At 61.6% G+C, this 17,899-nt stretch carries 15 protein-coding genes; 5 read left to right on the forward strand and 10 right to left on the reverse strand.

The features are described from left to right. Window positions 1–166: 166 nt before the first annotated feature. A complete protein-coding gene (gene bioA / locus ACFOEV_RS04790) occupies window positions 167–1,453 on the reverse strand; it encodes an adenosylmethionine--8-amino-7-oxononanoate transaminase (protein ID WP_386772000.1) in 1,287 nt (428 codons plus the stop codon). Between the two features lie 299 nt (window positions 1,454–1,752). Here bioA and ACFOEV_RS04795 point away from each other — a divergent pair, with 299 nt between their 5' ends. Next, window positions 1,753–2,133: a histone-like nucleoid-structuring protein, MvaT/MvaU family gene (locus ACFOEV_RS04795; protein ID WP_386772001.1), complete on the forward strand. Its 381-nt coding sequence runs from the start codon at window positions 1,753–1,755 to the stop codon at window positions 2,131–2,133. A gap of 143 nt (window positions 2,134–2,276) precedes the next feature. Here the strand turns inward: ACFOEV_RS04795 and ACFOEV_RS04800 are convergent, their stop codons facing one another. The 5 genes from ACFOEV_RS04800 to speB form a co-directional block, all read right to left on the reverse strand. Then, window positions 2,277–3,182, reverse strand: a complete 906-nt coding sequence (locus tag ACFOEV_RS04800; RefSeq protein WP_386772002.1) for a helix-turn-helix transcriptional regulator — start codon at window positions 3,180–3,182, stop codon at window positions 2,277–2,279. Window positions 3,183–3,441: 259 nt separating this feature from the next. Continuing rightward, window positions 3,442–4,887, reverse strand: a complete 1,446-nt coding sequence (locus tag ACFOEV_RS04805; RefSeq protein ID WP_386772003.1) for an aldehyde dehydrogenase family protein — start codon at window positions 4,885–4,887, stop codon at window positions 3,442–3,444. A 520-nt stretch (window positions 4,888–5,407) separates the two neighbouring features. Further along, window positions 5,408–7,009, reverse strand: a complete 1,602-nt coding sequence (locus ACFOEV_RS04810) for a 5-guanidino-2-oxopentanoate decarboxylase (RefSeq protein WP_386772004.1) — start codon at window positions 7,007–7,009, stop codon at window positions 5,408–5,410. Between the two features lie 84 nt (window positions 7,010–7,093). After that, complete coding sequence (locus ACFOEV_RS04815) at window positions 7,094–8,482, reverse strand: YjiH family protein (protein ID WP_386772005.1); 1,389 nt, start codon at window positions 8,480–8,482, stop codon at window positions 7,094–7,096. A gap of 46 nt (window positions 8,483–8,528) precedes the next feature. After that, window positions 8,529–9,479: an agmatinase gene (gene speB / locus ACFOEV_RS04820; protein WP_386772006.1), complete on the reverse strand. Its 951-nt coding sequence runs from the start codon at window positions 9,477–9,479 to the stop codon at window positions 8,529–8,531. A 223-nt stretch (window positions 9,480–9,702) separates the two neighbouring features. Here speB and ACFOEV_RS04825 point away from each other — a divergent pair, with 223 nt between their 5' ends. The 3 genes from ACFOEV_RS04825 to ACFOEV_RS04835 all read left to right on the forward strand — a co-directional run bounded on the left by ACFOEV_RS04825 (window position 9,703) and on the right by ACFOEV_RS04835 (window position 12,214). Further along, a complete protein-coding gene (locus ACFOEV_RS04825) occupies window positions 9,703–11,133 on the forward strand; it encodes a sigma-54 interaction domain-containing protein (RefSeq protein ID WP_386772007.1) in 1,431 nt (476 codons plus the stop codon). A gap of 53 nt (window positions 11,134–11,186) precedes the next feature. After that, window positions 11,187–11,456: a hypothetical protein gene (locus ACFOEV_RS04830; RefSeq protein WP_386772008.1), complete on the forward strand. Its 270-nt coding sequence runs from the start codon at window positions 11,187–11,189 to the stop codon at window positions 11,454–11,456. Window positions 11,457–11,746: 290 nt separating this feature from the next. Continuing rightward, window positions 11,747–12,214, forward strand: coding sequence for an REP-associated tyrosine transposase (locus tag ACFOEV_RS04835; protein WP_386772009.1), 468 nt, complete (start codon window positions 11,747–11,749; stop codon window positions 12,212–12,214). 511 nt (window positions 12,215–12,725) lie between these two features. On the opposite strand, the gene ACFOEV_RS04840 is transcribed toward ACFOEV_RS04835, so the two are convergent. The 4 genes from ACFOEV_RS04840 to ACFOEV_RS04855 form a co-directional block, all read right to left on the reverse strand. Further along, entirely contained in the window at window positions 12,726–13,409 is a 684-nt protein-coding gene (locus tag ACFOEV_RS04840; protein WP_386772010.1) for an amino acid ABC transporter permease, read from the reverse strand. 16 nt (window positions 13,410–13,425) lie between these two features. Further along, window positions 13,426–14,175 (reverse strand): amino acid ABC transporter ATP-binding protein, encoded by a 750-nt coding sequence (locus ACFOEV_RS04845; RefSeq protein WP_386772011.1) that lies wholly within the window; start codon window positions 14,173–14,175, stop codon window positions 13,426–13,428. Then, window positions 14,172–14,846, reverse strand: a complete 675-nt coding sequence (locus ACFOEV_RS04850; RefSeq protein ID WP_386772012.1) for an amino acid ABC transporter permease — start codon at window positions 14,844–14,846, stop codon at window positions 14,172–14,174. Before ACFOEV_RS04850 ends, ACFOEV_RS04845 begins: the two co-directional genes overlap by 4 nt. Before the next feature lie 64 nt (window positions 14,847–14,910). Then, entirely contained in the window at window positions 14,911–15,759 is an 849-nt protein-coding gene (locus ACFOEV_RS04855; protein ID WP_386772013.1) for a transporter substrate-binding domain-containing protein, read from the reverse strand. A 641-nt stretch (window positions 15,760–16,400) separates the two neighbouring features. Between ACFOEV_RS04855 and ACFOEV_RS04860 the strand changes: the two genes are divergently transcribed. Next, a complete protein-coding gene (locus ACFOEV_RS04860; protein WP_386772014.1) occupies window positions 16,401–17,726 on the forward strand; it encodes a UDP-glucose dehydrogenase family protein in 1,326 nt (441 codons plus the stop codon). The last annotated feature ends 173 nt before the right edge of the window (window positions 17,727–17,899 follow it).

Genomic DNA, 17,899 nt, shown 5'->3' on the forward strand with positions numbered 1-17,899 from the left:
GCGAGCCAATCACGATGTTGAAACCATCGACTGGAGAGCCGTGTGCGGGAGAACCGCATGCACGGTTCGGAGGGCGGGGAGGCTATGCCTTCCCGACCCCTATCGAAAACCACCGTGGCTGCCTTCCGCGCACCGAGGTGGATGTTGGCACCGTGTAGAAGCGGCTTCAGCCGCTATTGGCTGTTGCGGAAAACCAGCCCTTCATCACGTCGGTAATTTGGCGCATTTCGTCCGGCGTGGTGATATAGGCCGGCATGGTATATAGCCAGCGGCCGAAGGGACGCAGCCAGACGCCATGCTGACGTGCAAAGCCCTGAACGCCCTTCAGGCTGGCGGCATCCTTCACTTCGATAACGGCGGTAGCGCCCAGGGCACGAACGTCGTTGACGGCGGGGTGCCGGCACAGTCGCTCATCGGCAACCAGTTCCTGTCGCAGGATAGCGTTGAGCGTCGCGATCTTGCCGAGATAATCCTCTTCCTCGAATACGGCCAGGCTTTCCAGGGCGACGCGGCAGGCCAGGGGATTACCCATGAAGGTAGGGCCATGCATGAAGGCATGGCCGGGATCCTCGCTCAAGAAGGCTCCATACACCTTGTCGGTCGCCAGGGTTGCGGCATGCCCCAGATAGCCCCCGGTCAATCCTTTGGACAACACCATGATGTCCGGCGTAACGTCGGCGTGCTCGGCGGCGAACATCCTGCCGGTGCGTCCGAAGCCGGTGGCCACTTCGTCGAAGACCAGGAGCACGTCGAATTCGTCGCATAATTCCCGCGCGGCCTGCACGTAATAAGGCGAGGTCATGTTCAGCCCACCGGCCGCCTGCAGCAGTGGCTCCATGAGCAGTGCTGCGATTTCCTGATGGTGAGCCTCGAGTACCTCGCGGAGCGCCTGGATATCGCCCTCTACGGCTTCTCCAGGGGCATCGAAGGGTGCCGTCGGGGCGGGAGCGAAGTGATGCCGGGGCAGGTAGCCGGCAAACAGGGAATGCATGCCTTCCTCGGGATCGCAGACCGCCATGCAACCAGTGGTATCGCCGTGATAGGCGCGCATCAGCGAAAGCAGGCGATGCTTGCCGGGACGACCGCGCTGCACCTGATACTGCACGGCCATCTTCATGGCGACTTCCATGCCCACCGAGCCGCTGTCCGAGAAGAACACATGATTCAGCCCCGCGGGGGTGATGCGCACCAGTGCCGCAGCCAATTGGTTGGCTGGCTCGTGTGTCAGGCCTCCGAGCATGACGTGGCATAGGCTGTCGGCCTGATCCTTCAATGCATCGATGAGCCGTGGATGAGAGTAACCATGAATCATGCACCACCAGGAACAGGTGGCATCCAGTAGCGACTCACCATTCTCAAGGGTGAAGTGCGCCCCCTGTCCGCCTACGACCTTCAGCGCCGGTGATTGGGTTTGCATCTGGGCATAAGGGTGCCATAGCGGGGATGCGGTCATGACGATCTCGCTGTTAACCTTTATAAAACGCAAGGTTAACAATAATGACCCTCCTTTGGCCAGTGATATGTCGACATTAAGCCATGAGGTAGGGAACCAAGCGCCGGTTTCGAGTGTCGTTTAAAAATAGTAGAAGGCATAAAGTTGGGTGTTTCCAGATGTCTCGGCATGAATCGGCTTACGGTTTTTCATGTTGTCGTTAAATAAAAATATCGCTAAGCTCTTGGCAATACCCAATGTAACGGTAACAATAGCATCGCATCCCATGCATCGACTGTGAATCTGAAGAAGGAAGTATCATGTCACTACTTAGCGATTACCTGCAGCAGGAACAGAAACTCAAGGAGCTGAACGAGAAGCTGGAGAAACTGCAGAACGATCCTCGCCTGAAAGCCGAACTCGAGTTCAAGGATAAACTCGAGGCGCTCATGAAGGAATTCGACAAGAGTGCTGCCGATGTGATCGAGCTGCTGAATCCCAAGCCGGCAGGCAAGGCCGCTGTCGCCGGTACTGCGACAACTTCCGGCGGTCGTCGCAAGCGTAAGCTGAAGATCTACAAGAACCCCAATACTGGGGAAGTTGTGGAAACCCGCGGCGGTAACCAGAAGACGCTGAAGGCCTGGAAGGACGAATACGGCAGCGATACCGTGGAATCCTGGCTGGTACGCGTGGAAGGCTGAGCCGGCTTCCACCGATAAACGCTGATTGAAGAAATGAAGCACCGCAATGTGCGTCCGCATCGGTTTTCGAAAGCAGCGTTGTCATTTCTGGCATCGATGACGCCGTCCCGGACTTTCGGGGCGGCGTCATGGCGTCTGGCATCTCATATTTTCGACGAGCGACGGTCGGTGCGGTCCGCAAGAGGCGAGTAGGGCGCCGGGGTGGTGTTGTCACGCTCCCCGCTCAGCGGTAGGCGGACTTCGATGCCGCTCTTCCGCTTGTGGCGTTGCCTCGCGTTCCCGTTTGGCCATAGCAGTTTCAGTGGTAGTCCACTGGCGAATTCCCCCCGCTCCGGAAGCGCCTTGGCCAACAAGAAGGTGAGAGTGTCTCCGAGTTCACTGAGGTCATCGACCGTCACACTGGCATAGCGATAGGCGGGCAAGCCCAGGCTTCGAAAGGGCAATGGGGGAGCCAGTTCATCGGCGATATCGGCTTTGATCTGGACGCCGAGATCGGCGCATGTAAAGTCGGCAGTCAGGGGATTCCCATGGACGATGGCAATAGGGCTCTCATCTCGTAATCGTTCGGGCAGTGCTTCCAGGGCTTCATGATCGAGGAAGTCGAGAGCCGTATTCCTTGCCGCCTGAGTGCTATAAAAGCGGGTCACTACGGTTTGTTGGTCCTTGGCATGACCAATTCGGACGTGATAGTCATGTTCCATTGTACGGCGACGTATCTCGAGCTTGAGTTTTTCCGCCTTACGAAACTCACGTGGGCTGATACGGTAGTTCCTGAGAAACGCCCGTGAAAATGCGGAATGATTGCGGTAGCCGCACTGGAGCGCGATCTCGTTGATGCCAAGCTGGGTATAACTCAGCAGTAGCGCTGCCTTATCAAGACGCAGCCGATCCCGGTAGGTACTAGGCGATACGCCGAAGCAGCGCTTGAAATTGCGACGGATTTGTGAAGACGAGTATCCCAACCGTTCTGCCAGGTCCTCGATTCCTTGCTGAGATGCCAGCCTGTCCTGCAGCCAGATCTCGGCTCGCATCATATTGTTGAACATCATTTCGCCCTTACATCACAGCTAGCATTCTGGCGAATGTCTCTTTATCGCCTACGGTCCTTTCAGGGCTTGTTGTGATTGTCGTTGGTGTTCCCTGTTTTACTTATCCATTAATTACGGACTCACCGGGGCTAAGGCAAGTTTGGTGTCGAGTAGTGAGCGTTTGAGCACACAATTCTTGATAAGCGTCATCCTTCAGACTGATCTGACGAAAAAGGGACCGCCGATGCGGTCCCCTGTGGGTATGGGTGGCTGGCCGTGGCTATTCGGGGCCGACGATATGCTTGACCTCGAGATACGCAGAAAGCCCCCAGGGGCCCAGCTCGCGACCGATCCCGCTGCGCTTGAAGCCTCCCCAACCGGTTTCCGGCAGGACGAGTTGCTCGCCGTTGAACCAGATGCTGCCGGCCTCTAACTGGCGACCGATGCGCTTGGCACGCGCGCTGTCGCGGCTGATCACCGTAGCGGCCAGGCCGAAGTCGCTGTCATTGGCGAGTTCGATGGCTTCCGCCTCGCTGGAGATACGGCGTGAGCACAGTAACGGGCCGAAGATTTCCTCACGCCATAGGCGGCTTTCCAGCGGGACGTCGCGATACAGTGTCGGTGCCACGAAATATCCCTGTGACGGCAAGGTACGGTGGCGGGCATCGCGCACGGCGACAAGGCCTTCCTGCTCGGCGACGGTGAGATAGCCTTGCACGGCCTCGCGTTGCCGGGCGCTGGTCAGCGGCCCCATATCGGTTCCCTCAGCCAGTGGATCGCCCATTGCCAGCGTGTCGATACGCTCGGCCAAGGCTGTGTACAATGGTTCGGCGATGGCTTCGTGGACCAGCAGGCGTGAGGTGGCCGAACAGATCTGGCCGGCATTGAAGTAGATGCCGGCCATCACCCAGTCCGCCGCCTGCTCGGGGTCGGCATCCTCCATGACGAGGATCGGCGACTTGCCGCCGAGTTCGAGCGACACGCCGCGACTGCCTTCGGCGGCAGCCCGCATCACGGCTTCACCGACGCGATTGCTGCCGGTAAAGGACAGCTTGTCGATTCCCCTATGCTGGCTCATGGGGGCGCCGATGCCCTCGCCATCGCCCAATAGCAGGTTGAATACCCCCTTCGGCAAGCCGATCTCCAGGGCGATCTCGGCGAGCGCGCACTCCGGCAGGGGAGTGACCTCGGAGGGCTTCAGCACCACCGTGCAACCCGCGGCGAGTGCGGGTGCCAGTTTCCAGGCACTGGTCACCAGCGGGAAGTTCCAGGGCGTGATCAGGCCCACGACACCGATCGGCTCCTGATAACTGCGGGCTTCGACGCCCGCCATCGCGACATCCACCCGTTGGCCCTGGCGGGCATCCAGTTGCCTGGCCTGCTCGGCGTAGTAGCGATAGCAGGCGATGGCATCGTCCAGATCGATACCGGCCTCCGCCAGCACCTTGCCGTTGTTGGTCGACGACAAGCGCATCAGCTCGTCACGTCGCCGCGTCAGCGCTTCGGCGAAGCCGTCGAGATAGACGGCGCGCTGCTGGCCGGATAACGCACGCCACGTGGGAAAGGCGCGCCGCGCCGCTGCCACGGCCGCGTCCACATCCGCCGGTGCCCCGGCAGTCACCTCGGCGATCACCTCCTCGCGGTAGGGATCGGTCACCGGCAACAGGCGTGTGCCCTGCGAGGTGACCCATTGGTTATCGATGAATTGCTGCTCGAGTCGTTGCACGGTTCGTCTCCCGTTGATGTTCGGTACCTGTCTGAAAGGCGGTGGCTGGCACATGACTAAGGTAGAGCGGCTTCAGTCAGGGTAGCCACGGTGATTTTCGTAGGAGCGGCTTTAGCCCGGGCGGCGTTCCGACGATGGGCTGTAACGAGGACTTGGCATATTAAGCCGGCCTGCGGCCGGATCGCGGCTGAAGCCACTCCTACCTGGGTACGGTGCCGATATCTCCCGGTCCGCGGAAGGCGGCCACGACCGTTCCCACCTGGACGCGCCGGCATCCATCCGTCCGCGAAAGGCAGCCACGACCATTCCCCACCTGGACGCGCCGGCCTCCATCCCGGTCCGCGGAAGGCGGCCACGACCGTTCCCCACCTGGACGCGCCGGCATCCATCCCGGTCCGCGGAAGGTGGATACAGCCGTTCCCACCTGGACGCGCCGGCATCCACCTGGTCCGCGGAAGGCAGCCATGGTGGTTTTCGTAGGAGCGGCTTTAGCCGCGATGGCTTTGGTATCGCCTTGGCATCAGGCAAGGTTGCGTGTCCATCCCTCGGCATCCACCTCGATCAGGAAAGGGCCGTCAAGGGGTCGCGACTCCAGGGCCTGGGCCAGGGTGGTGGGGCTGTCGACGCGGGTGGCCAGGCACCCGAAGCCTGTTGCCAGGGCCAGGAAGTCCGGGGCCTGGATATCCACGCCGATGCGCTCGACGCCGTGGTTGTCCATATAGCGCCGGATCTCTTCGTACCCGGCGTTGTGCCATAGCAGGATCACGATCGGTAGACCCTCTTCCACGGCGGTGGCGATTTCCGAGAGCGTGAACATCACGCCACCGTCACCGACCAGCGCCACCACCGGCAACTCGGGACGGGCAAGTTGCGCGCCGAGTGCTGCGGGCAGGCCATAGCCAAGGGTGCCGTAGCCGGTAGAGGCATTGAAGAAGCGCCGGGGTGCCGGCAGGGAGACCAGGTGGTTGGCGGCATAGACCGGGGCGGTGGAATCGCCGACCAGTACCACCTCGGGCAGGACCTCCTTGAGGGTCGCGAAGAGTGGCACGAACGGCGCAAAGGCGGGATCGCTGGCCAGTGCCAGGGTATCCAGGGCCGTCGCGGTACGCTCACGTCCACCGCGTTGCAGTGGCTGGGGGAAATGCTCGAGCAGCAGTTCCAGGCTGCGCCCGGCATCGCCCACCAGACCCAGCAAGACCTGCTGGTTGCGCACCAGTTGCTCGGGGTCGAGGTCGATGCGGATCAACTTGCCGGTGAGCCGAAAGCCGTCGTCGAAGACCACATCGTAATCGGTCTCGCCCAGTTCGGTACCCACCGCCAGGATCACGTCGGCGTCGTGGGCCAGCTCACGCACTGCCGGCAAGGCGGCATTGGCGCCCAGGTCCAAGGGGTGGCGCTCGCCGAGCACCCCCTTGGCATTGATGGTGGTCACCGTGGGCGCATCCAGATGCTCGACCAGGGTGCGCGCCGCCTCGGGCGCATCGACGCAGCCGCCGCCAAGCAGTACCAGCGGCCGGCTGGCCTCTTGCAACCACTGGGCCGCGGTGGCCAAGCCCTGTGGATCCGGCGCCGCACGGTACAGCGCTGGCGGCTGCCAGGAAGCCGGCGCCGTGGCCGGTGCATTGAACAGGTCGATGGGGATCTCGATATGCACCGGGCCCGGTCGACTGCTGCGGAACACCGCAAAGGCGCGGGCCAATGCCTCGGGCAGGGCGTCGGGGGCGGGCAGGGTATGGCTGAAACGCGACAGGCCCGCAAGCGTCTGCTGCTGGCTGGGCAGTTCGTGCAACCGTCCCTGACCGCGTCCCAGGGTGTCGCGACGATTGACGCTGGAGATCACCAGCATCGGCACCGAATCCGCCAGCGCCTGGCCCATGGCGGTAGCGATATTGGTCATCCCCGGCCCAGTGATGATGAAACACACCCCGGGGCGGCCGGTGGCGCGGGCGTAGCCGTCAGCCATGAAGCCCGCCCCTTGTTCGTGACGCGGCGTGACATGGCGCACGCCGCTGCCTTCCAGGCCGCGATACAGCTCTACCGTGTGCACGCCGGGAATACCGAACACGGTGTCCACACCATAGGTGTCGCGCAGCAGGTGCAACAGCAATTGAGCGCAGGTCATTGGTCAACCCCTTTGGGCTATGAGCTACGGGCGGCGAGCTACGGGTTGCTCGCTGCCCGAAGCTCGTCGCCCGTGGCTTGGTCATCAGAAGAAGAACGTATGGGCCATGAAGGCAATGATCGGCAGCGTGATCGCGGTGCGCAGCAGGAAGATGGCGAACAGCTCCCACAGCTTGATCGGGATCTTCGATTTCAGCAGCAGGGCGCCGATCTCCGACATGTAGATCAGCTGGGTCAGCGACAGGCAGGCGATCACGAAGCGCGTCAGCTCGCTTTCGATATTGGTCGCCAGTACCGCCGGCAGGAACATGTCGGCGAAGCCTACCAGGGTCGCGGGCGCGGCGGCCTGGGCCTCGGGAATGCGCAACAGCTCGAGCACCGGCACCATCGGGTATGACAGCCAGGTGAACAGCGGCGTGAACTCGGCGAGGATCAGCGCCACGGTGCCGATGGCCATCACCAGTGGCAGCAGGGCCAGGAAGATGTCGGCCACATTGAGCAGCGCACTGCGGACCAGATCACGCGGGCCGGGCGCCTTCTCGGCGCGCGCTACCGCCTGGATCAAGCTGTAGCGCAGCACGCCCATGTCACCGGTGGTCTTCTCGGCCAGTTGGCAGCCGACCGGTTCGTAGTAGGTGTCCGGCTTGCGGGACAGCGGCGGCAGACGCGGTACCACCACCGCCGCGGTCAGCCCCGACACCACCACGGTGAAGTAGAACGGGATGAACATGTGATTGAGATCGACGAAGCTGGTGATCAACAGGCTGAAGGCGATCGACACGATGGAAAAGTTGGTGGCGATCACCGCCGCTTCACGACGATTGTAGTAGCCCTTCTCGTACTGCTGGGAGGTGATCAGCACGCCCACCGTGCCCGACCCCATCCACGACGCCGTGGCATCGATGGCGCTGCGGCCCGGCAGCCCGAAGATCATTCGGAACGGCTTGCGCACCAGGCTGCCGATGAACTCCATGAAACCGAAGTCGACCAGGAAGGGCAGCAGCAGGGCGGCGAAGAAGAAGAAGGTCAGCAGCACCGGCGCCAGGTCGTTGAGCATCACGCCGCCAGTGAACGACGCAGTGACGAACTCCGGGCCGAACTGGAAGAAAGTCATCAGTGCGAAGGCCGCGCCCAGTATGCGCATGCCGAACCACAACGGCCCGACATCGAACATTTCCTTGAACACCCCCTCGTGGGCCCAACCGGGCTTGGCGACCTTGACCAGGGTCGTGAGCAGCACCGACAAGCACAGCACGATCACGGCAATGGCCGGCAACGCACCGCCGAGCAACGCCTTGAGACCATCGGCCAGCAACCCCATGCCGATATTGATGGTATCGCCGACCGAGAACGGAACCAGGAACATCCCCACGCCGATCAGCGAGGGGATCAGGAATTTCAGCAGGCTGCGCGGGCTGATGGGCCTGGCAGCGACCACCTCGTTGTCGGTGGCGGTATCGAGAGAGGAAGACATCGTGGTTACCTCAATTGGCATTGTTGTCGTTGGAATAGGGTGAATTTCAATTGCGGCGCATCACACCGGGCAGCACGCACAGCATTTCGTAGAGCAGGGTGGCGCCCATCAAGGCGGTATTGCCGCTCGGATCGTAGGGCGGAGCGACTTCCATCAGGTCGCCGCCGACCACGTTCAGCCCCCAGGCACCACGCACGATCTCCAGGCCCTGCGGCATGGTCAGGCCGCCGGCCTCGACGGTGCCCGTGCCCGGGGCGACGGACGGGTCCAGACCATCGATATCGAAGGTGATATAGACCGGGCCATCGCCCATCTGCTCGCGCACCTCGCCCATCAGCGGTTCGAGCGACTTGTACCAGCACTGCTCGGCGGTCATCACGCGGAAGCCCTGATCGCGGCACCAGTCGAAGTCGTCGGCGGCATAGCCGGTACCGCGCAGGCCGATCTGCACCACCCGGCGGCTGTCGAGCAAGCCTTCTTCCTGGGCGCGACGGATCGGCGTACCGTGGGCGATGGATTCGCCGAACATGTGATCGTTGACGTCGGCGTGGGCGTCGACATGGATCAGCCCCACCGGGCCGTGACGTTTGGCGATGGCCCGCAGGATCGGCAGTGTCACGGTGTGATCGCCGCCCAGGGTCAACGGCGTGCAGCCATGCGCCAGCACCTCGTCGTAGAAGGCGGTGATGATGTCCATGCTCTTGGGCAGGTGGAAGGTGTTGATCGGCACGTCACCGATATCCGCCACCTGCAGGCTGTCGAAGGGGGCCGCACGGGTGGCCATGTTGTAGGGGCGCAGCATGCGCGATTCATCGCGGATCTGGCGCGGGCCCAGGCGCGCCCCGGGGCGGTTGGAAGTGCCCACGTCCAGCGGCACGCCGATGAAAGCCGCATCCAGGCCGGCAGCCGTTTCCTGGGTAGGCAGGCGCATCATGGTCGCCGGGCCGCCGAAGCGCGGCATCTCGTTGCCGCCCAGCGGTTGGTTGAAATCGCTCATCAGGTTCTCCTTTGGGTTACCGCCGCGATGCGGAGGAAATTGTGGTTGTCATCAGAGACGGCTACCAAGGCATTGCACATTGCGTGCCAAATCATACCTGTATGATTTGCATTGAATTTTCTCAATGCCGATGCGTTTTTACATCATTGAGTCGTCGCGAATCGATGCATTTATGTATCATTGATGCAATAATGTATTGCGCAGTCACTCGCGGGGTAAATACATGAGTCATATCGACAGCCAAGTCCTGAAGACCATCATCGACACCGCCAACGACCACTTCTTCATCGTCGACGGGCAGGGCAGCGTGATCGACGTCAGCCCAGGGGCGGCAGCGGTCTATGGCCTGTCACGCGAGGAGTTGTGTGCTTCCACCGTGCAGCAACTCGAGGAGCGCGGCATTCTCAAGCCATCGGTCAGCATGGAGGTGATGCGCACCGGCCAGCCGGCCCAGCTCATGCAGCAGACCGGGACCGGGCGGCGGGTGATCGCCCAGGCCCATCCGGTGTTCATCGACGGCCAACTGGTGCGGATCGTCAGCCGCTCGATGGACCTGACCGACCTGCAGTTTCTGCAGGATGAATATGCCCTGCTGCAGCAGCGGTTCAGCGAACACCTCAAGCGTGCCAGTGCCGCTTCGATCGGCGACGAACTGGAACTCGATAGCCTGCAGGTGCGCAGCGGTGTCATGCGCGAGATCGCCTTGTTGCTCAAGCGAGTGGCACCTACCGATGCCACGGTGCTGATGCTCGGCGAGTCCGGCGTGGGCAAGACGGCGTTCGCCCGCCAGTTGCATGCCTGGAGCCAGCGCCGCGAGGGCCCCTTCATCGATGTCAACTGTGCCGCCATTCCCGAAAGCCTGTTCGAGTCCGAGATGTTTGGTTACCAGCCCGGCGCATTCAGCGGCGCCACCCGCCAGGGCAAGGCCGGTTTGCTCGAGCAGGCCGACGGCGGCACCTTGTTTCTCGATGAGATCGGCGAATTGCCGCTGCCCATGCAGACCAAGTTGCTCAAGGTCATCCAGGACGGTAGCCTGACCCGTCTCGGGGACACCCGGCCGCGTCGCGTCGACTTCCGCCTGGTGGTGGCGACCAACCAGGACCTGGCCAGTCGCGTCGAGGAAGGAAGCTTCCGGCTCGATCTCTACTATCGTCTGAACGTGATTCCTGTCACGCTGCCGCCACTGCGCGAGCGCCGCGAGGACATCCCCGGCCTGGCCGAATTGCAACTGCAACGGCTCAACCAACGTTACGGTCAGCACAAGATTCTGCATGCCAGTGTATGGCCGGAGTTGATGGGCCACGACTGGCCAGGTAATGTGCGGGAACTGGAGAACTGGCTGGAGCGGGCCTGGTTGTCGGCGGCCGATGACGTCATCGCCGGCAATATGCAGCAATCACCATCTGGTTTCGCCAAGGCACCCGACGACGGTATACTATTGGAAAATGAACGCTCACCGTCTCATGCCGTGACTCACCGGCTCGGTGATCAGGAAACCCTCAAGCAAGCCATGGCACGTATCGAGCGCGAGATGCTTGCCCGGCTATGCCAGCAACTGCCTAGTACCTATGCCATGGCTGACCGGTTGGGAATCAGTCAGCCTAGTGTGGTGCGCAAGCTGAACAAATACGGTCTGAGAATTTCCCATCATTAATGAATAGTCAGCGATAAAAGACGCGAATGAGATATCAAAAACCGCACAAGCCTATGGATGAACGCGAGAAACTGCGTAAATTCCGTGAACTCGACGATGCATTTGCCGAAGCTCTCAAGGAGCTGGAAGGCTCTGCCAGCAAGACGGTTGCCGAGCCGAAAGCGGATGTGCCATCCCTGGAAGAACGTCGCCAGCAACAGGAACGCGAGCGCCAAGCCAACTTCGAGCGCCGTCTCGAGGCCTTGATGAACGAATACTCGCTACCTGCTGAATCGGTCAGCACCCTGATGCGAACGCTGGTGCAACTCGGCAAGATCGCCTGAGTTATCTAAAGGGCACCACACCAGCTAGGGGCGACTTCAGCCCAGGCGGCGTTCCGTCGATGGGGTGTGCTCCGCATTCGCATACAAGCATCATCCTAATGGAGGAGCGGCTTCAGCCGCGATAAAGGGATCGCCCAGGCCGGATAGGGCACCGCACCCAAGTAGGAGCGGCTTTAGCCGCGATCCGGCCGCAGGCCGGCTTACTGTCCTAAGTTCCCTGCGACATGATTAATTCTCCGAAACCCGACTAGAATATCGTTGCCACTGATGGCCTGATTCTGGATAACGACATGGACAAGTCACTTCCACCACATGCCAATGCATTGAGAAAAGGCCGTTTTTCGCAGGAAAACTGCATTTATCTCATCACCACCTGTACCCATAATCGCCTTCCGCTTTTCCAATATTGGCAACAGGGCCGACTGGTAGTGAACGAAATGCGTTCCTTGCACATGCTGGAGTGGGTCGACTCGCTATCGTTCATTGTCATGCCCGACCATGTGCATTGGCTATTCAGCCTGGGACGACATGCTTCCTTGGGCAAGGTAATAAGGCGCTTCAAGGGACGCTCCGCCATGCTGGTGAACCAGAGCCTTGGTCGTGAAGGCTCTGTGTGGCAGCGTGGTTATCATGATCGTGCCATCAGGGAAGACGAGGACATACGTGCCGTGGCGCGTTATATCGTTGCCAATCCGTTGCGGGCCGGGTTGGTAAACGATATTGGCCAGTATCCCCTATGGGATGCCGCCTGGCTGTAAGCACCATTATCTGGCGGCAATGCCAAAGCCATCGTCGGAACGCCGTCCAGGTGGTGTGCCATCGCGGCTAAAGCCACTCCTACCTGGTGCGGTGCCCTATCCGGCCTGGGGGACACTTCCATCGCGGCTAAAGCCGCTCCTACGAAAACCACCGTGGCCGTCTTCAGCGCATGGTGGTGGATATCGGCACGTATCCAGGTAGGAGCGGCTTCAGCCGCGATCCGGCCGCAGGCCGGCTTGGTCTCCACTACCCCTAAACAGAATGATCCCCGAACGCCGCCCGGGCTAAAGCCGCTCCCACGAATAAAGAGAATAAAGAGGATGGACCCATCATGCCTTGTGCCTAAGATGAGTTTTTCAACGTCATCACGTGGTGCATGGGGCACCGCACGGCATCTCAAACAGAGGGCCCATCCATAAAAAAACACTAGCAGCGTCGGTGCTGATTTCAACTGCATGCTGTCGATGACCTAAGCCATCATGACGGCCATCCTGCAAAGAGCCGTTGCCATCACTCCATCCTGCCGCCGATATAGGTCAATCCCGGAATTCGCGTCTTCCTCTCGAGGAAATCCAGCGACTGGGCGACGATGCCGGTCAGCACCAGGTAGATGATCGCCACCAGGGTGAAGGCTTCCAGGAACTGGAAGGTCTGGTAGCCGACCTGTTCGGCACGCGAGGTCAGTTCGGTGAGGCCGATGGCGTAGGCGATCGAGGTGTACTTGAGCTCGACGATGGCTTCGTTGGACCACTGCGGGATCACCCGCCGGCCGGCTTGCGGCAGGATGATATCGCGCAGTGCCTGGAAGCGGCTCATGCCCATCGCGCGGGCGGCGACCATCTGCCCGGCAGGCAGCGACTGGATCGCCCCGCGGAAGTACTCGGCCTGGTAGGCCGCGCTATTCAGCCCGATCGCCACCGCTGCGGCGGTGAACGGGTCGAGCACGATGCCGATCTCCGGCAGCCCCAGGTAGATGAAGAACAACTGCACCAGCATCGGGGTGCCGCGAAACACCTCGACATAAACGGTGGCGACCAGATAGATCGGCTTGGGCGCGTACACCCGGCCCCACACCAGCAATAACGCCAGGCAGAAGCCCAGCACCATGGCCACCGCCCACAGCCCCACGGTGACGCCTACGCCCTCGAGCAGGAAGGGCATCCAGGTCTTGCCGAATTCGATGAACTCCAGCATGGTGCGAATCCTTCCCTCAGGCTTCCTGATGTTCGTGGCTGATCATCTGCAAGAACTGCGATGTCCGGGCATGCTCGGGCCGGGTGAACAGCTTCGACGGCGGCCCCTGCTCGACGATCACCCCGCCTTCCATGAAGATCACCTCGTCGGCGGCGGCCTTGGCGAAGCCCATCTCATGGCTGACCACCAGCATGGTCATGCCGGCGGTGGCCAGGTCCTTCATCACCTGCACCACCTCGCCGGTCAGCTCCGGGTCCAGCGCCGAGGTGGGCTCGTCGAACAGGATCAACTTGGGATCCATGGCCAGCGCCCGGGCAATCGACGCGCGCTGCTTCTGGCCGCCGGACAGCTCGGCCGGGTAGGCCTCCAGCTTGTCGGACAGGCCCACGCGTTCCAGCTCTTCCATCGCACGCCGGGTGGCCTCCTGCTTGGAGCGGCCCAGCACGTTGCGCTGCGCCAGGCGCACGTTGTCGAGCACGCGCAGGTGGGTGAACAGATTGAACTCCTGGAACACGAAGCCGATCTGCGCGCGGACCTGGTTGATGCCTTTCTCTTCCACCTTCACGCCGTCGAGGGTGATAGTGCCGCCGTCGGGAGGGCTCAGCAGGTTGATACAGCGCAGCAGTGTCGACTTGCCGGTCCCCGACGGGCCGATCACGATTTTCGACTGGCCGCGTTCCAGGTCGAAACTCACGCCTTTCAAGACTTCCACGCCGCCGTAGATCTTGCGCACGTCGCGCACGCTCAGAATCGGGTTCTCACTCATGACTCGGTCCCACGCCCCTCGAATCCAGGAATGGTCATCTTGCGTTCCAGGGCATACAGGCCGGCATTGCCCAGACGGTTGACGACGAAATACATGGCGGCCACCAGCGCAAACACCGTCAGGGTGTTGCCCTGCAGGTTGGAGACGATATAGCTCGCCTGGCGCGTCAGCTCGACCACCCCGATCACATAGGCCAGCGAGGTCGCCTTCAGCTCGGCGGAGTATTCGTTGGTCCATGGCCCGATCGAACGGCGCAGCGCCTGTGGCAGCACGATGTGCCAGATCGCCCCGAGGCGCGACATGCCCAACGCCCGCGCCGCCATCACCTCACCACCGGACACCGACTGCATGGCGCCGCGGAAGATCTGTGCCTGGTACGCGGTGGAACGCAGGCCCAGGGCGATCACCGCGGCCACGAACGGGGAAAGCGAAATCAACTCGCCAACGCCGTAGAAGAACAGCAACAGCAGCACGATTTCGGGAATGCCACGGAAGACCCGCTCGAACGCCACGCTGAACAGGCGCAGGGTCCAGTGGCCGTAAATGCTCATCACCGATAGCGCGAGCCCCAGCACGAAGCCAAGGGTGAGCAGGGCGGCCAGCAATTGAATCCCGATCCACAAGCCACGCAGCAGGAACGGGAACTCGGCCACCAGGGTGTCGAATACCATGTCATGGACTCCCGTCACATGTCAGGACAGCCCCGCCGACGGGAGCCGACGGGGGAGGGGAAGCCTATTCTTCCTCGAGACCGGGGATCGGCTCCTGATAGGTCCTGACATAGTCCGGCATGGTAGCCGGGATCTGCCGAATGGTGGCATGGGGCGCATAGGAGTGGACGATCTCCTGCCACTGGCCGGATTCGTACAGCTCCATGATGCCGCGGTTCAGGGTGCCCAGGATGCCGTTGGGGTCGCCGCGCGATACCGCCAGCGCCTGCGGTTGGCCTTGCGTGATGGTGCCAGCGATGCGCACCTCGCGGCCCTTGTTGATGAAGTCCTCGGCGGTGTCGGTGCTGACGACGACGGAATCGATGCGTCCCACGCCCATGTCCTCGATCGCCGTCACGTAATCCTCGTAGCTGCGCAGGGTCACGTCGATGTCTTCGTTCTCCACCAGGTTGGCCTGCACCCAGCTATTCTGGGTCGAACCGCCCTGGGCGCCGATGGTGGCGCCGCAGCACAAGGCGGTGACAACGTTCAGGTCGGAGTCGGCATTGACCAGCACCTCGTCGTCGTTCTCCCACCACGGGATGGTGAAATCCAACACCTCGTTGCGCTCTTCGGTGACGTTCAACCCGGTGACCAGCAGATCGATGCGCTCGTTGGCCAGCGCCGGAATCAGCGACGGCCACGGCATGTCGCGGAACTCCACCTCGAGCCCCTGGTTTTCGGCGATGGCGCGCATCGCATCCACCGCGATGCCCTTGTACTCGCCGCCTTCGGCATAGGCCCAGGGCGGGAAGGCCGCCTCGATGCCGGCCACCAGCGGCTCGTCCTGGGCATGGCTCAGGGTGACGGTACCGCCCAGCAGCAGCGTCGCGAAAAGCACCTGTCGACAAGACGTCTTCTTGTTCATGGTCATGAAGGCCCTCGTGATCGTCGTATCGTTATTGTTGGAAACACGCTGTCACATGACGAAGCCTAGTGGCGCCCCACAGGGGGTGCAAATTCATGATTTTCAAGCCAATAGCGCAAGCGGGTTGAACTGGCGTCAAGTCTATGAAAACAAAAGCCCCTGTCTGGCTGCGGTATTGCCACCTTGCCAACCCGTCCTGGCTCTGTATCCTTACACCAACAAGAAAACTTAGCCCATGACAAATTTCTACCCCTGCCCTGTGGAGCCGAGCAGGGGGCTCACTTAAAATAGGCGCCGTGCTGTCTCTGGCCACGAGGGCCTTGGGATAGCACAATACCAGCGCTGTTGCCCCAACTGGGGTGCAGTGAATAACGAAAACGATACCAGGCAGGGGTGTAGTCGGGCCCAGGGCAGCACTGCGGCCTTGCTAGGGATGGTAGTGGACATCGGCTGGTTGCCAACTGCTGGGCTTCCAGGATGTCGCTTATTGCATTCTCGCTCCCACCCAATGGCACCCATCTCGCTTGGTATCGCCAATGGTCACGGGCCTGGGAATGCGTCCGGAACAATCCCCGGGCGGTAGCGTGCCCGCATTGGCGGTTTTGCCTATCTTGTGATCACGGCTCGACGAATCGTAAAGGATTGCTATGAACGTCACGATATTCGGAACCGGTTATGTGGGCTTGGTACAGGGCACCATCCTGGCGGATGTGGGCCACCAAGTGGTGTGTGTGGATGTGGATGCCGACAAGGTCGAGCGACTGAAGCAAGGCCAGGTCCCCATCTACGAACCGGGCCTGGAACCGCTGCTCAAGGACAACTACGCCGCCGGTCGGCTGACCTTCACCACCGACGCCGCCGAAGGCGTGAAGCATGGTGAGGTACAGTTCATTGCCGTGGGCACGCCGCCCGATGAAGACGGCTCCGCCGATCTGCAGCATGTATTGGCCGTGGCCGAGACCATCGCCCAGCACATGGACAGCCACCGCATCGTGGTCGACAAGTCCACCGTGCCGGTGGGCACCGCCGACAAGGTTCGGGCCAGGATGCTGGAGGTGTTGCGAGCCCGCGAGCGCGACGATCTGACCTTCGATGTGGTTTCCAACCCCGAATTTCTCAAGGAAGGCTCGGCGGTCGCCGACTGCCAGAAGCCCGAGCGCATCATCATCGGCACCGAAAGCGAAGATACCGAAGAGCTGATGCGCGAGCTCTATGCGCCGTTCAACCGCAACCGTGACAAGGTCATCGTCATGGATGTGCGCAGTGCCGAGCTGACCAAGTACGCCGCCAACTGCATGCTGGCGACCAAGATCAGCTTCATGAACGAGATTGCCAACCTGGCCGAGCGCCTGGGGGCGGATATCGAACAGGTGCGCCAGGGCATCGGCAGCGACCCGCGTATCGGCTACCACTTCATCTATCCCGGTGTCGGTTATGGCGGCTCCTGTTTCCCCAAGGACGTGCAGGCGCTGATTCGCACCGCCGGCGACATCGATTTCGATGCCAAGGTGCTCAAGGCCGTGGTGGCCCGTAACGAAGAGCAGAAGACCACCCTGTTCCACAAGATCAATGCCCACTTCGACGGTGAGCTGGCCGGCAAGACCTTCGCCATCTGGGGGCTCTCGTTCAAGCCCAACACCGACGACATGCGTGAAGCGCCCAGCCGCGTGCTGATGGAAGCCTTGTGGGCCGGCGGAGCCAAGGTGCAGGCCTACGACCCGGAAGCCATGGAAGAAACCCAGCGCCTCTACGGCAACCGCGACGACCTGACCTTGTGCGGCACCAAGGAAACCGCCCTGAAAGGCGCCGACGCGCTGGTGATCGTCACCGAATGGCAAAGCTTCCGCGCCCCGGACTTCGACCTGATCAAGCAGCAACTATCCGAACCGACCATCTTCGACGGCCGCAACATGTTCGAACCCAAGCGCATGATCAATAAAGGCTTCACCTACTACTCCGTCGGCCGCAAGTAACCACAACGGCCAGGGCGGGGTTTGTAGGAGTGGCTTTAGCCCGGGCGGCGTTACCCCATCATCGCGACTGAAGTCGCTCCTAGTGCGCCCGCGAAGGCGTGCATTCCGTGTGGTGAAAGTCCACACCGGGGTAAGCCATGACCCCGTAGCCGAAGGTAACTGCGTCGTCGCGA

The organism is Litchfieldella rifensis (genome assembly GCF_042646605.1).
GTDB classification, from domain to species: Bacteria; Pseudomonadota; Gammaproteobacteria; order Pseudomonadales; family Halomonadaceae; genus Litchfieldella; species Litchfieldella rifensis.

What these genes read in the sequence shown, in the direction of transcription:
- ACFOEV_RS04840 (WP_386772010.1), bottom strand. Translation starts at nt 13,409, where the DNA reads ATGCTGGAGTTCATCGAATTCGGCAAGACCTGGATGCCCTTCCTGCTC.
- ACFOEV_RS04795 (WP_386772001.1), top strand. Translation starts at nt 1,753, where the DNA reads ATGTCACTACTTAGCGATTACCTGCAGCAGGAACAGAAACTCAAGGAG.
- ACFOEV_RS04825 (WP_386772007.1), top strand. Translation starts at nt 9,703, where the DNA reads ATGAGTCATATCGACAGCCAAGTCCTGAAGACCATCATCGACACCGCC.
- bioA (WP_386772000.1), bottom strand. Translation starts at nt 1,453, where the DNA reads ATGACCGCATCCCCGCTATGGCACCCTTATGCCCAGATGCAAACCCAA.
- ACFOEV_RS04830 (WP_386772008.1), top strand. Translation starts at nt 11,187, where the DNA reads ATGGATGAACGCGAGAAACTGCGTAAATTCCGTGAACTCGACGATGCA.
- ACFOEV_RS04860 (WP_386772014.1), top strand. Translation starts at nt 16,401, where the DNA reads ATGAACGTCACGATATTCGGAACCGGTTATGTGGGCTTGGTACAGGGC.
- ACFOEV_RS04845 (WP_386772011.1), bottom strand. Translation starts at nt 14,175, where the DNA reads ATGAGTGAGAACCCGATTCTGAGCGTGCGCGACGTGCGCAAGATCTAC.
- ACFOEV_RS04835 (WP_386772009.1), top strand. Translation starts at nt 11,747, where the DNA reads ATGGACAAGTCACTTCCACCACATGCCAATGCATTGAGAAAAGGCCGT.
- ACFOEV_RS04815 (WP_386772005.1), bottom strand. Translation starts at nt 8,482, where the DNA reads ATGTCTTCCTCTCTCGATACCGCCACCGACAACGAGGTGGTCGCTGCC.
- ACFOEV_RS04810 (WP_386772004.1), bottom strand. Translation starts at nt 7,009, where the DNA reads ATGACCTGCGCTCAATTGCTGTTGCACCTGCTGCGCGACACCTATGGT.
- ACFOEV_RS04855 (WP_386772013.1), bottom strand. Translation starts at nt 15,759, where the DNA reads ATGACCATGAACAAGAAGACGTCTTGTCGACAGGTGCTTTTCGCGACG.
- ACFOEV_RS04800 (WP_386772002.1), bottom strand. Translation starts at nt 3,182, where the DNA reads ATGATGTTCAACAATATGATGCGAGCCGAGATCTGGCTGCAGGACAGG.
- ACFOEV_RS04850 (WP_386772012.1), bottom strand. Translation starts at nt 14,846, where the DNA reads ATGGTATTCGACACCCTGGTGGCCGAGTTCCCGTTCCTGCTGCGTGGC.
- speB (WP_386772006.1), bottom strand. Translation starts at nt 9,479, where the DNA reads ATGAGCGATTTCAACCAACCGCTGGGCGGCAACGAGATGCCGCGCTTC.